This is a genomic window from Legionella nigrisilvae (assembly GCF_977063395.2).
The window spans coordinates 58,986-73,231 of sequence record NZ_CDRUGZ020000020.1 but is presented as its reverse complement, the minus strand read 5'-3'; the positions used below and the strand labels follow the sequence as shown (position 1 = coordinate 73,231).

Here is a 14,246-nt window from a genome sequence, read left to right as displayed (position 1 = left end):
AGATGTCTACCGAGTTCCAAAACAAGTTAGTTGCAGTACTTAATAAAAGTATTGATGCTGGTAAAGTTATGAATGCTTTGGCTCATATGTGTATTGGGCTAGGTTCAGCCATTGGTCAAAAGGATTTGAGACTAACTAATTATAAAGATGCTGAAGGTGGTTCTCACCCTTTTATTTCGGAAATACCCTTTATTATCTTGTCCGAAAATTCCAATAAAATAAAAAAATTACGTCAGGCAGCTCTAGCGGAACATATTTTATTAAATGATTTCACAGATACAATGACGGTAGGTACTTATCAGGAGCAAATAGAACGGACTGCTCAAACAAAAGAAGACGATCTAATCTATTATGGCATCGTTTTATTTGGTAATTGGGCAAAAGTTACTGAGCTCACCAAAAAATGTTCTTTATGGCGATAAGGAAGAGATTATGTCCGATGAAAATAAAATATTAAGCAAAAGCGCGCAAAGCGTACAGCAAGCTCTGGCTAAGAAAGGCTTCGCTTTTGAAGTGCTTGAGCTTTCTGCTAGTACCCGTACTGCGAATGACGCTGCAAACACTATAGGGTGTGACGTAGCACAAATTATGAAATCCTTGCTATTTTATTCTGCAAAAACACATCAGCCTGTTTTAGTATTAGCAAGTGGTATCAATCGGGTGAATGAGAAAATCATTGAGCAATGGGTGGGAGAAAAAATAGTTAAAGCAGATGCTCAATTTACGCGTGATATAACAGGCTTTGCTATTGGTGGTGTTCCTCCTGTAGGGCATAAACAAACGATTACCCATATTCTCATTGATGAGGAATTACTGCAGCATAATGTTCTGTGGGCTGCTGCTGGTACGCCTAATGCTGTTTTTAGCTTGAATTCCAGCGACCTTGAATCGCTAACTCATGGCAAAATCATTGCTATTAAATAAGGACATCATGCGAAAAATATTTTGGGATAATCCTTATCAATCTGATTTAGAAACTCGCGTGGTTTCAATTGATAATAATTATATTTTATTCGAAGAAACAATTGCATTTTCTTTTTCGGGAGGACAGGAAAGTGACCATGCTTATGTTAATGGACTCCTTGTTATTGACTCTAAAATAGAGGGCAATCTTATTTATTATGTACTCCAAGATGGGCATAACCTTAAGCCTGGTGATGTAGTGACAATGAAAATTGATTGGCCTCGACGATATAGGCTTATGCGCCTGCATTTTGCTGCTGAATTGATTCTTGAGCTTGTGACACAGGAATTTAAGCTTGAAAAAATTGGGGCACATATAGCGGAATCTAAAGCAAGAATAGATTTTTTCTGTGATAAAAATATTTCTTTCTTATTTGAAAATATGCTGAGTGATTACAATAAGATCATACAACAAGATCTAAAGATTAAAACAGGGTTTAGTGACCTCAAAAATCAAAGACGTTTCTGGGAAATCGAAGGATTTTCAAAAGTCGCTTGTGGGGGTACCCATGTTAAATGTACTTCAGAGGTTGGTCTTATTGCTCTTAAAAGAATAAATATTGGGGGTGGGAAAGAACGCATTGAAATTAAATTGTTAAACGATAATTCAGGGTTAAACCTTTATCCAGATACTTCCAAGTCGTATAAAAGCTCTTAATAATAAAATGAAATTAATAGCGTGTCGAAGTGGCTAAAAACCACCATTTTCTAATTCGTAATAAAAGGTCGGAAGTTCGATTCTTCTAAGCGAAATAGTAAAATCAATAAGTTAAGGTAAGTTCTTTGTTGAACGAGCTATTCTTAATTTTAAAACATTTCATTAAACGTTTCTTTGATATATTTTAACATTTAATCAACAGTATCAATTGAATTCTATTAATTTTTTAATGGTTATTTTATATCAAAAAAGATCTCTCTATCTTTGTAAATAATGGTACTAGCAAATACAATCAACACTAAAGTCTGAATACATTTGGTCACAGGCTCAACCATAAATGCTTCTTGTGAAAGGTTAGCGTTAAAATGAAAGAGTATTGCTACTGGAATGCTATAGTTATTCTTTTTCCATAACCAGTTAATGATAAATGCAAATGGAATAACACCCATTATAAAGTTAATAGCGAACAATGGATTTAAGTGCAAAATATTATAGTGATAACTATGATTAATAAAAAATAATGGCAGATGCCATACTGCCCACAGTACCGAAAAAATAGCAGTACTATTAAAATAATTGAATTGGGCTGACAAACTATCCATCCCATACCCTCTCCAGCCTAATTCTTCAAAACAGGCTGCCAAAAATAGAATGAGAAGAGTAGGAATCCCTGCTATATGAAATGAAAAGGATTGTGCAAGTTTAAATTGGTCTATTGAAAAGGAAAATAAAAGTGATATCAAGATAGAAATAATCAATGAAAGAGGTGGAATCAAGATTAGATAAATTAGTGTTTCTACCTTAATCAACCGTAAATTAAATAATTTGTTGAGAAATTGTCTTCTAAGCGCGTTGCTTTTAGATGAAAAGATGAATAGTAGCGCCGTGATGCAGGGAGAAAGTAACCCTAGTAAAAAAAACAACTCTTTTCTATTTTGAACTTGTATATAATTAGAAGAGAACCAGAATACCCAAGTTAAAATAAAAACAAAGATAAAAAATTGCAAAGGTTTATATATATGACGAACTTCTGCTTCCATCATCAATGCATTTCCCTATTAAACGAAATTTAAGTATAACTTTAAATACAATGGCACGATATTGAATCATTGAAGAAAAAAATTTGGAAAAATTCTAGGCTAATTGAATGAACCATTTTAGTACCTACAAATTCGCTTTGTTGTCTTCTACTAATTTTTTCTACGGGTTAAGATTTTTTGTGTGCAGCTTGCGCCGTTTAACTTCCGTATTTATCTTCTTGTGTTTAGTCACTTCCTCTCGGTAATTTCTTTTTGATAAGCACGATAAAGCTATTTCTGGATCTTTAGAAGTGGTAGGTAATACCGCAAAAGACATGAAAAAAAGATAACGCCATCAACAAGAAGAAAAATTTTTTCAAAAGTTCTTAGTGATATTGTTTAATATGATTTGAATTATGATAGAAGTTTTTCCTGAGGGAAAAATAAAATTTTTGTCGTAATTCCTTATTTCAACATCCATACTTTAAAAATATAAAATTGTTAGAATTCAAGGTCGATCACATGCCAGGAACAAGTTTATTAGCATTAATTGATGATATTGCTACTGCATTAGATGATATTGCAGTTATGACCAAAGTAGCTACTAAAAAAACGGCCGGTGTGCTGGGTGATGATTTGGCATTAAATGCCCAGCAAGTAATAGGCATTCATGCTCATAGAGAATTGCCTGTTGTTTGGGAGGTGACTAAGGGCTCTTTACTTAATAAATCAATACTAATTCCCGCTGCGCTTTTAATCAGTTATTTGTCACCTCCTCTCGTGAACTTCTTATTATTATTGGGTGGATTATATTTGTGTTTTGAAGGATTTGAAAAAATCATCCAAAAAATTTTCCCTCATAATCATTCCAAAAAGATAAAGCAAGAAAGCATCGACATGGATCTATTCGAAAAAGATAAAATTAAAGGAGCTATACGCACTGATTTTGTATTATCAACTGAAATAATAGTAATCACACTAGCCACTGTCGTTACTACTTCTCTTATTAATCAGGTGGTTGTATTAATTCTTATTTCACTCATTATGACTATTGGTGTGTATGGTTTGGTAGCCTGTATCGTAAAGTTGGATGATTGGGGTTTCATTTTGCGTGATAGAAAACAGCCGATGAGACAAATAGGAATTTTTTTAATAAATATGGCTCCGAAATTGATGATGCTTTTAAGTGTTACAGGAACAATAGCTATGTTCTTGGTGGGGGGAGGAATTATCGCGCACGTCATCCCAGTAATACATCATTACAAAGAATCTACTACTTCTATTGTCTCTCTGGGTATTGATTTTTGTTTGGGTATCATCGCTGGTGGATTGGTTACAGTTACTTTTTTCATTTTTAATAAAATTAAAGCAAAATTAATAAGATAAAGATGGAGGTAAGCTATAGCCTTTTTGGTAAACCGCTAGGGTTTAAGCTGTGCGTAACTAGATTGATGAAGAACATATGAATATAAAGTAACTTGCGATGTAACGATTCTGCAACTTATTGCTTATAACTGCCTAAAACAACACGGATACATTTTACTTTTTTAGAAACCTGCTACAGCTAATCCAATGGCCATTAAATGTGGAATGCTTAATCCATGGGGGCTCGAGATAACTTCAACAATACCCAAAATAGTAACACCGATTCCACCATTAAAGAGCGATTCTCCAGCGATTTTCATTTCTAAATTCTTAGGAGTCTCTAGAGTTTTAAAATGCTCATGACAGCAATCGGATCTGTGGGAGAAATAAGTGCGCCAAAGAGTAGGCAATAGATAAAAGAAAGAAATTTGAATATTGATTACAATAAGTAGCCAATATATTAGCAGACTACAATGACGGTAGAGACTAGTGTACTGATGAGAGCCAATACAGCAATAATGATTTTCTGCTCGGCAAGTTGGTTAATATTAATATGAAGCGCTGCAGCAAAGAGAAGAAAAGCCAACATGCCATGTAGTAATACGTCATTAAAATTGATCTGCTCCAAAAAAACTCTGGAATTTGAGATAATTTCAGGCCAGATAGTACCAGATACGTTCTGCATAAAGAAATTAGTAGGGCGATCGCCAAGCCCGAACTTCCTATTAAAATAAATCAGTTCTTTTATGAAGGTGCGGCAGGTTGTTTCAGGGTTGGAAATAATCTGTCTGTAAATATTACTAGGACAGATTCCGGCTTCTGCTGCTTCAGATAAAGTTTTAAAAAAAATATTAAAAAATCCTGTCAATTTTACCTGAACTAAACCAGTAATACCCAACAACATACTGCTACTTTCAAGTATTTTTGTTGTAGGAATAAAGTCAGACAATATTAGGGCTAAATAAGCAGCAAATATAGCTAAGATTAGAAATATTTTTCCATTTTCTTCATAATTCATCCAAGTCTATTTATTGAGGGTTTAAAATAATTATTTCTGCATAATTGCTTTTGGGACTTCTTGCATAATTTTGGATGTAACCGTTACTTGCGGAATAGGCTTAACAGAGCCAGAAATGTAGCCCGGGTTAGCGACAGCGAAATTAGGTTTATGCGCGGGAGATCCCAAGTTATGCTGTCGCTAACCCGGGCTACACGACTAATTGCTTTTAAAGATATCAGTTATATTAGATTGATTATCCGCTTTTGGTTCATTATCATGTTCCTTCTTAATTCCCTCAAGTTTTTGTTTAGCTTCGGAAAAACTAGGTTTCAGATCTTTTAGCTCAGTTTTAGCTGACTTTAAAGGATCATTGGTTTTAGTTCTCAAGGTGCGGAGTTTTTCAATCCAACCCTTCACCCAACCAACAATACCCAACTCTAGTAAGCCAGGACGATTATCTTCAATTGCTTTAATATTTTCTTTTAAATGGGCTAACGTTTCTTGACCTGACCTTAAACTAGAAGTTTTAATAATGATAAGCATATTTTCTGCAGCATCTTTACGAGCATTATACGATTTCAATAATTTTGGATTTTCATCAGGTTTTTCAACGGGATTTTTATCTAAAATGTCTAAATAAGTTTGGATTTGTTGCTGGACATTCTTTAAATCGTTTTCATGAGGTAAATTTGTTAAAAATTCATTTACTGAAGTCTCTCTCATCATTTTTTTAAAAAAATCCATAAGGTGGTTATCCAAAATCTGTTTATCTTTAAACTTTTCTGGTTTAGTACATAAAAGAGCTAATTCAGCCTCTATCATTTCCTTAGGACTCTTGGCCTCTCTTATTAACTTAAACACCTCTAGTCTGCGGTTTATCTTTAATTTCAACCTCTCATCTAATTCCTTTTTCTTAGTCAAAAACTCTTCTTGAGGAGACTCGTCAGGTGGCTTTTCCAGCTCTTCCAGCTCTTTTCTTATCGCCCCTATCTCATTTTCTAATTTACTTACCTCTTTATTTAATTCTGATACATTAAGGTTTATTATATCGACTTCATTATCGAGATACTTAGTTAGTATCTCTCCTGCGACTCTTATTTGATCAACATTTTCTTTTATTAAATGAGCAACAGCATAAGCAAATGCTCTCTGAGGAGTCATTTCTTTTTTTACTAAATCCTCCATTTTTTGATTCTTTTGCACACCAGTTATAGTTGTTTTGACTTCCAGGGTTGCATTCTTTTCCTGATGTGGCCCTTCAATAGCCTTATTAATTCCATCCCTTATTATTTGGCGAACCTCTTGGTCTTGATTTCCATCTTGCTCCCTTAACGTTGCTTCATTGGCTAATAACGTTAAAGCGGCAGTCACCATTTGACTCATATAAAACCGCTGCTCCGCCTCTTCATCAGAATCGAAAGATAATTCACCACGGTAAATGTTTGCTATGTCCTCAAAAGCAATATCCGTTTCTGCAAGTAAACTCGTCATTAAAGGAAGGGTCTCCTCAACAGTTAAGTCTTTTCCATCATTTAATGGTACGTACTTATCATATAGCAACCGAGCTAAATTTACTGCGACTTTGTAATTCCCCTCTCTTAAGGCATCAATATATGCTTGTGGCTTAACTAATTTCATTTGAGTTTGTAATTGGGAATGAAAATTTTCTGCAATTGCCTTAGAAACATCTGCCCCTTTTTCTCCAAGCGGAGTTACTCCACCATGTCCATCAGCAGCCAATATTGAAATAGGCTCTTCACCAACTTCAGCTACAATCACAACAGTATTATCCGTTGAGCCTTTCCCACCTGCAAAGCCTTTAGATATTAACGCTTCTGCAATATCATCTGGACCACAATCAGGATTTTTTGCAATAAATTCGCTTAAAGTGTTTGCAATATCAGTCGATGTTAACGCTGGAGTTTGAAAATGTTTATTATCTGTGCAAAGCCCATCAGATGCTGCAATTGCAAACACCCTATCGCCTTCTTCTAACTGAATTACCTCACGTGTGATATCGGGCTCATGCGTTAGGCCATTTTTTTCTTCCTCTTTGTCTCCTATGGAGCGGCTAACTCCTATTTGTATTTTATTTCGATCCGGATTTTCATGTAATCGATTGAGTTGCTTTTCAAAACGTACCTTCCCATCAGCACCAATAATGACAAAAAACGTAAGACTATCGCCAACATTGCAGGTCACTCCATGCAGTTGTTTTTTCTCTGGATCAGTCCATGCAACCAGTGAGGTTAAGGTTGAACCCACTTCTTGTTTGTTTCCATGATTTTGTTGCATAATCCTGGCCGTTTCTTTTAATGAAAAGCTCTGCTCTTGCTCAGATAAGAGATTAAATCCAGGCATCGTCTCCCCAGACGCATCATCTTCTTGATGCCTCAGGTGAGTCATTTGGGGGGGCTTTCCGAATGCTCCTTGGATTTTTGCAAGACCGATAGGGCCATTTCGTTTTTTGGTATCACCCGGCAGTTTAAAATTGTAACCATCAATTTTAATCTGTGACATAATAAGAACACCTCAAAAATAAATCAATTTATTTAAATATAGAACAATATGGTGCGTAAGTAAGGAAATAAAGTCTTATTTTTTTAATTGTGTAGGTCCAGTATGAGTTGCAGCAGTCAAGTAGGGTTCGAACAAAATAACCCTCTCTACTTGCATGCATTTGCTTTAAACCCTCCTGTCAAATCAGCACTTGATTACTTGCAAAAAACGGATGAGCCCCATGTGCGTTCATGGAGTTTATTTAAAAAATATGGGCTCAATTTTTAGTTGCTAAAAATCATTATGAATATAGGTCTTTTAGCCTTTCTGAATTAAATGAAAGCATAATGAGAGTAGAGTTTGTCCGAAAAATAATCTTTTTTGTTCTTGGTGGTTTGGAAAATTCTGAAACAATTTTGATAAGAGCCTCTTAAAGAGGCTCAATAAGAAGAAAAAAACATAAGTTTGTCCATTAACGTCCACCGAGCAATAATATTAATAAAAAGATTACGAACAAAGCTTCATAATTCAAATAGCAACAAATTGTCCGGGAATTAACGGCCATCGTTAATCAAAATGCGAATTCGTGGCTATGTGAATGATCGGATCTGCATGCATCAGATAATATTGTAAAAGGATAAGTGACAAACATAGAGGCCAGTGCAAATACTGATGCAATTGAAGCAATCGCGATGGTTATTGAGCTAATGGCAGGCAAAATCGGAACTACAGTTGATAAAACGAGGCAAGCACCAATTCCTAAAATAAGGTCATTTGGATCGGGGTTATCAGAGTCCAGAAAGGCTTGTATCGTTAATCGATAGGGGCAGATAGAAAATTTTGCGCATTCCCAAAAAAATGACCCATAAAAATTGGTTAATGATTTAGTTGCTGACATACATCACTCTCTATTACAAGTTTCAATCGTAACGGATTATAAATCAATTATTTAAGAAGTATATCGCTGGGATTAAAAAATATTCATATTTTGTAAAAACCAAACTTAGAAGGAAAATCAGTTGTTTGGAAGTTCTTAGAGGAGAAGCAAATTAATCTAGCGGGTTTCCTGGTTGGTTTGGAACTACACAGTTCATAAAATCAATTTTAGGTTGGGTAGATAAGGTGATCTATTTCCAGGAAGGGTTACCACAGATTTGACTAGCAAGTTGAAATAAAAATCCATTATTTAAAAAATTCTCGAATGAGGTAATTTGTAATTAATGCAGAGAAGAGGGCGATTCTCGTTTTCATATTTACGTAATGTTTTCCAACTAAAATCACCATATTTTCTCCATATATTAATTCTCTGAAACGACGCAATTCATAAGATCTCTTATCACTGCTATGCATTTCTAAATAATGTTCAAAATTATGAATGGATACGTATGTTATCGTAGGATAACTATCTGTTGATGGTATTTTTCAATGAATTTTTCTAATCCCTTATTAATCAAGAGGTAATATTTTATTGTTAATATTGTAAAAGCCTTGAAATTACAAAATAGTGAATTAAAAAGTAAATATTGCTTGAAAAATCACTCTCTTCGGGACAGCCTTTGAACGCAAAACGAAATGACAGCATTGTACCATTTCAATAAATGCGATACATTTTTTAAGAACTAGGCGTTCACAACATAAGGAAATGTCGTGTTATTAAAAACCATAACATACTGTCGCTTAGTATATTTTGGGAAAAGGGAAAAGTGGACTCAATTTTTATTTATCTTTTTTTCTCTTATACCCTTAACTTATGCTGATCCGTTACCCCCACTTATAGTGGCAACAGAAATGTTTAATCCTCCTTTTATTATGCAAGGAGCAAACAAACAATTATTTGGTTTTGACATAGAAATGATGGAGGATATTTGTGAAATAATTCATCGTAAATGTATATATCGCTCTGAATTCATGGAAAATACTCTACTCTCAAGTATAGAAAAGCATGAAGCTGATATCGGAGTTTCGTCCATTACAATCACCTTAGAACGAAGTGAACGGGTCAACTTTTCCTATCCCTATCTTCCAAGCGATGTTCAATATTTGGCTTTAAAAAAATGGGCAGCAATTCCCTTTTCAAAGGATGTACTTAATGAGAAAAAAATAGGTGTCCAAGTTGGAACTATCTATGAACAAGTAATTAAAGAGTCAGGCTTATCTGATGTGCAGATTATAAACTATAGCTCGACTAATCGGCTAATTAAGGCTTTGGGTCAGGGAGAGGTTGATTTTATCTTGCAAGATGCACTGGCAGCACAATACTGGATTACTCAAATTCCAATCTTTACTACATTTGGAAAGCCTTTTACTTATGGGTATGGTTTTGGTATTGCGGTGAATAAGAGTGACAAGGAACTATTACAACAGATTAATAATGCACTTGTTGAGTTTGAAGAAAATGGTCAATTTAAAAAAACTTATGATAGATATGTTGGAGCAGGAAAATAGCGAAAAATTTTCGGACGATAAGAAAGAATAGTTAAATTATCTTGTCTGAGTACTCTTCTGATCAAGGGCTATACAAAGAAAAAGTTTGTCCGTAGTAATTTCATTTGTTGAAGAAAGTTCCAGAGGCAAATCTTGGAGTATGGATTTTTGGACGAACGATCCTTAAAACAGTTCCTTTCTCGAGTCGAATAATTATTAAAGATCTAAAATAGGATGCAGCTGGGCTGAGATTGGAGCATCTGTTGTTCAAGGATTGCAACACATTGATCCACCAAGCGTAAAATCATTTCCGCTTTACTTTCAGGCGGCCTAAAGCCAAAAAAGCGCAAGCTAAAAATAGATGAATTATTCGATGCGTGTTTCATACCTGCTTTTAACGCTTCCATCATCGCCATGACAATTTCGTTGAAAGAGCATGTTTTGACTTTTTCATTGTTGGTGCCATTAAGAAAAATCAGCATATCACTTACAGTATCTTTGATTTTCTCAATGTCTTTTTCAGTGATAGAGGTTCTTAGAGCATCGCTTTCATCATTGGAAGTCATAAGAAGAGAGACAGCCAGTGCTGAACTTGCGAGAACATCGGGTTCGCGTGACAGGGTAAAATCAATCTGATTATGCTGGGTATAGAAGTTCAGAACTTCATATAATTGTAATAATAGAATACCGATACTTGCGATTTTATTGAGTCTATCTTCTATTTCAGGTAAGGAGTTAAGTGCAAAAACATGTATAAAGTACATTATCTTAAGCGGGTTTACTGATTCCAAATTCAGATTTTTTGTTATGAGATAATGGTTGAAAAATTCTTGAGCTTCATGTTTAGTTGCTTCTCGATCAGCTTCCAGAAAACGTTTGCACACCAACATACCGTGATGATTGCTAAGGCTTAGTATGTATTGCAGTATTTCATTCGGCAAGTTATCAAATGGATTTATAGAGTCGGTTAGTAACGTAGTTGTCATGAGTAAACCATTGAGGACTTGTCGGATTTATTAAGCAGCAAATGTTATCATGATGAATGATAATTGCACAATCTTTGCAAAGTAAAAAACTTATTAATACTTTATTCAAAGGCGGAATCACTAGGTGTCCTAATAAAAAAATTACTGGATTCTTCTATAATATATATTATTTGTTCTTTGAGATTGGCTATGCTAACTGCTCGAATATTTTTTTTTGAAGCACTCATAAAAAGTTTTTATTCTCACTATATTTATGAGAATTCCTTAGCAAAAAAGTTACAGAAAACGAGAGCTCGACTTGATTTATCCTCTCTGGAAAAGGATTTTGAGATCTGGAAACACATCATACAGACCTTGGATTATAATACCAGATTAGAATATTTAGAGTGCCACAAGTTACCTGACAATAGAGTAACCAGTGATTTTATCAAATTATTAACAACGGCTTTAAAAAAAAATACACAATTAAAATCACTGATTTTAAAAAATAACTTCATTGGAGATACAGAAGCCCCCTTTATTGCGGAAATGTTACAACATAACACGACTTTAAAAGAAATTGATTTAAGTAACACCAGTCTTGATGTGAAAGGGATAACTAAAATTGCAAACGCGCTACAGGATAATACAAGTCTTAAAATATTAAAACTTGGGGGTTGTAGTGTTGCAGGAATGACAAATAGTTTATTGGAAATATTAAGCAAACATCCCTCGCTTGAGGAACTTAATTTAAATAATTGTGGTTTACAATTTGATGATGGTTTAAGCCAGCTTTTAACGGAGAGTGATTCTTTAAAAAATTTAAACCTGGGAACAAATTTTTTTGGCAATTACTACTCAGATTATTTAACAAATGGATTAAAAAATAATAAAAATTTAATAAAATTGGATTTGGGAAGTTGTGGTTTGGATGCATCTTATCCTGAACAATTAGAAGCATTAACTAAGGCTTTAATGGTTCACCCCGCTCTAACCCATTTGAATTTGTCCTCAAATGGCCTTGACTCTACAAAGTATCCTGTTGCAGCCGAACTCGTTAAAAATAACTCTTCTCTCACACATTTGAACTTATCGAAAAATACGATGGACGACAAAGGTGTTCAACATTTGGCGACTGCTCTTCAATCTAACAACGCACTGGCCACTTTGATTTTATCTAAAAATCAAATCAGTAATGAAGGATTAAAGCATCTAAGTGAGGCACTTCAACAAAATAATACGCTCGTTCATCTTGATTTAGCCCAAAATAATTTTAACTCGGTTCGAAGCCTATGCGATTCTTTGCAGAATAATATTTCGATAACTGCAATTGATGTGGATAAAGAAGCAATTTTAGATAACAGCATCGAGGAACTAGAACTTCTTTTAAAAAGAAATCAACGGATAAAAAGTACTTACCTCTTAGTATTAAAAGAAGCAGAGTCCAAAAAAGATTTCCATGGAATGATTCGTGTTTTAAAAGAAATGAAACATGAATTCCAAAACAAGGAGGATAAAGTTTGGACTCCTGCTCAGCTAGGAACTATTTATAACGCTTCGCTGGAATTTATTAAATTCAAATTAGGCGAAGAGTTAGCCCAAAATCAAAATAAAGAGCAAAATTTATTATATTTTATAGACATCTATGTTAAAGCAATCCCACTGTTAAATGATCTTCAGCCTCGACTGTTATCTGCCTTAACAAATTACATAAATACAACAGAACTCACAGAAAACGAAAGTAGACGGTTTATGAAGTTACGAACTGTTCTTGAAGGAGGTATGTTCGGAGATGAATCCATCGATGAGGAGACCGTGAGTTCTTTTAAAAAGGTTATGGATATTCTAACAGAAAAAATAGTTTCCAATTATGATGAAGTAGATACAGTAAATAGGTCTAATTCCGTTACTCCATATAAAAAATATTATAATCAGGATGATTTTATTGAAAAACAAAGAGGAGATGCCCACTATGAGTCACTTAATCGGGCTCGTCTTAGATTTACAGGTCTTTGTGAATTAATTTGTAATTATATTATTAAAGAAGATCTCTTGGGATTTTCTGCTCAGAACGAATCCTTAGATTCTTTTGATTTAAACGGACTCCTTCCTCAAAATTTAAATGATATTCATTTGTTGGCAGGGCTGTATCAGTTAAATAATGATTGGGTGATTGGAAGCCATATTTTGGATACCAGTAGTTCTGCTGAAAAATTTGCCGCATATTTTTTGAATAAATACCCTTACTCCCTATTCACGTTCTCAGAAGTAAGTTCAGATAAAAAACAAGTGGATGCTGCATTGCTCTCCAATAAATTAGCTGAACTGAAGGTGGGAACCTATATAAAATTTAAGGTTTTTTCTAAATCCTTTGGTAAAATGGAAGGACATTCCATGTTAATCAAAAAGAACCATGACGATACCTATTCCTTTTTTGATCCCAATAAAGGAGAACAACTTCAATTATCTTCTCTTGAGCTTTGCGACAAATTAAACAAATCAATGAAACTATATGATGGTACTCATATGGCCTTTCTTGACGGGATTAAATACATTAAAAGTTTAAGACCAGTGTCCTCCAATCCTTCTTTATCACGAACCCATTTGGACGTAATGAAAATAGATCCTCTGGATCGACGCGAAAATATTGATATTATTTACAATATATTATCCAGTTCCTTATTTTACAATGAGGAGAAAAACTCTCCTCGCTATATCAATGAATTAAAGAATATTCTTAAACGAATTGATTATAATAACGAATCAAATATTGTAAAAAATCTAATTGAAATTAAGAAAATATCAAAAATGGAACCTGATGCTGATGAGAACACCCATGTTCAAGGACTGAGAGCCATATTGAATAGTCCTACATCAAACACTTTTGCTGCTATACGTGAAAATTTATATCAAGATCCAAACATAAAGGAAATAATGGATGAGCTGCATTCTCCTGAACAAAACCTGGCACAAGGATAAACTTATCCAGTTTTTCTGCGGTATGACTAGGATAATTTTTCCTTAAATGAGGCTTAAAAAATTTTTTTACAAATCCGGGTTAATAATTTTCTTTTCTTTATTTAGTGGTTCCAACGGGACGAGAAGCCATATAATCACATATGCAAGAAAAGCCGCACCTCCGGCTAAGAAAAATACAATAAATAAAACACGAACCCAAAATGGATCGAAGTTAAAATATTCTCCCAAACCGCCACAAACCCCTGCAATAATTTTATTATCTCGTGATCGCCAAAGTTTTTTATAAGGGGGATCCGTTTTATTCATTGCCTCTCCAATTTAATTTCAGAAGTCCTCTAAAGAGTATAGAAGATTTTTTCAATAAATTGGTATCA

At 34.3% G+C, this 14,246-nt stretch carries 13 protein-coding genes; 6 read left to right on the top strand and 7 right to left on the bottom strand.

The genetic code is table 11. From position 1 onward, the window contains the following. Positions 1-2: 2 nt before the first annotated feature. Genes ACWTE2_RS09080 through ACWTE2_RS09070 form a run of 3 tightly spaced genes read left to right on the top strand, consistent with a single transcriptional unit; the run spans position 3 to position 1,621 of the window. A complete protein-coding gene (locus ACWTE2_RS09080; RefSeq protein WP_454785094.1) occupies positions 3-422 on the top strand; it encodes a DUF2000 domain-containing protein in 420 nt (139 codons plus the stop codon). A gap of 10 nt (positions 423-432) precedes the next feature. Further along, a complete protein-coding gene (locus tag ACWTE2_RS09075) occupies positions 433-924 on the top strand; it encodes a YbaK/EbsC family protein (RefSeq protein ID WP_454785093.1) in 492 nt (163 codons plus the stop codon). A 7-nt stretch (positions 925-931) separates the two neighbouring features. Continuing rightward, positions 932-1,621, top strand: a complete 690-nt coding sequence (locus ACWTE2_RS09070; protein WP_454785092.1) for an alanyl-tRNA editing protein — start codon at positions 932-934, stop codon at positions 1,619-1,621. Positions 1,622-1,854: 233 nt separating this feature from the next. Here the strand turns inward: ACWTE2_RS09070 and ACWTE2_RS09065 are convergent, their stop codons facing one another. Further along, positions 1,855-2,664 (bottom strand): CPBP family glutamic-type intramembrane protease, encoded by an 810-nt coding sequence (locus tag ACWTE2_RS09065; protein WP_483099546.1) that lies wholly within the window; start codon positions 2,662-2,664, stop codon positions 1,855-1,857. A 498-nt stretch (positions 2,665-3,162) separates the two neighbouring features. On the opposite strand from ACWTE2_RS09065, the gene ACWTE2_RS09060 reads away from it, so the two are divergent. After that, positions 3,163-4,026, top strand: a complete 864-nt coding sequence (locus ACWTE2_RS09060) for a DUF808 domain-containing protein (protein ID WP_454785090.1) — start codon at positions 3,163-3,165, stop codon at positions 4,024-4,026. Between the two features lie 161 nt (positions 4,027-4,187). Here the strand turns inward: ACWTE2_RS09060 and ACWTE2_RS09055 are convergent, their stop codons facing one another. From ACWTE2_RS09055 to ACWTE2_RS09040, 4 genes are all read right to left on the bottom strand, one after another. Next, entirely contained in the window at positions 4,188-4,325 is a 138-nt protein-coding gene (locus tag ACWTE2_RS09055) for a hypothetical protein (RefSeq protein ID WP_454785089.1), read from the bottom strand. 140 nt (positions 4,326-4,465) lie between these two features. Further along, positions 4,466-5,023, bottom strand: a complete 558-nt coding sequence (locus ACWTE2_RS09050) for a hypothetical protein (protein WP_454785088.1) — start codon at positions 5,021-5,023, stop codon at positions 4,466-4,468. Between the two features lie 198 nt (positions 5,024-5,221). Then, positions 5,222-7,525 (bottom strand): hypothetical protein, encoded by a 2,304-nt coding sequence (locus ACWTE2_RS09045; RefSeq protein ID WP_454785087.1) that lies wholly within the window; start codon positions 7,523-7,525, stop codon positions 5,222-5,224. A 550-nt stretch (positions 7,526-8,075) separates the two neighbouring features. Further along, positions 8,076-8,402, bottom strand: coding sequence for a hypothetical protein (locus ACWTE2_RS09040; RefSeq protein ID WP_454785086.1), 327 nt, complete (start codon positions 8,400-8,402; stop codon positions 8,076-8,078). A 749-nt stretch (positions 8,403-9,151) separates the two neighbouring features. Here ACWTE2_RS09040 and ACWTE2_RS09035 point away from each other — a divergent pair. Next, positions 9,152-9,949: a transporter substrate-binding domain-containing protein gene (locus ACWTE2_RS09035; RefSeq protein WP_454785085.1), complete on the top strand. Its 798-nt coding sequence runs from the start codon at positions 9,152-9,154 to the stop codon at positions 9,947-9,949. 203 nt (positions 9,950-10,152) lie between these two features. Here the strand turns inward: ACWTE2_RS09035 and ACWTE2_RS09030 are convergent, their stop codons facing one another. Then, positions 10,153-10,914, bottom strand: coding sequence for an F-box protein (locus ACWTE2_RS09030; protein ID WP_454785084.1), 762 nt, complete (start codon positions 10,912-10,914; stop codon positions 10,153-10,155). Between the two features lie 189 nt (positions 10,915-11,103). Between ACWTE2_RS09030 and ACWTE2_RS09025 the strand changes: the two genes are divergently transcribed. Continuing rightward, positions 11,104-13,872, top strand: a complete 2,769-nt coding sequence (locus ACWTE2_RS09025) for a leucine-rich repeat domain-containing protein (protein WP_454785083.1) — start codon at positions 11,104-11,106, stop codon at positions 13,870-13,872. 66 nt (positions 13,873-13,938) lie between these two features. Here ACWTE2_RS09025 and ACWTE2_RS09020 read toward each other — a convergent pair whose 3' ends face one another. Beyond that, positions 13,939-14,178: a PspC domain-containing protein gene (locus tag ACWTE2_RS09020; RefSeq protein WP_182393074.1), complete on the bottom strand. Its 240-nt coding sequence runs from the start codon at positions 14,176-14,178 to the stop codon at positions 13,939-13,941. Positions 14,179-14,246: the final 68 nt, after the last annotated feature.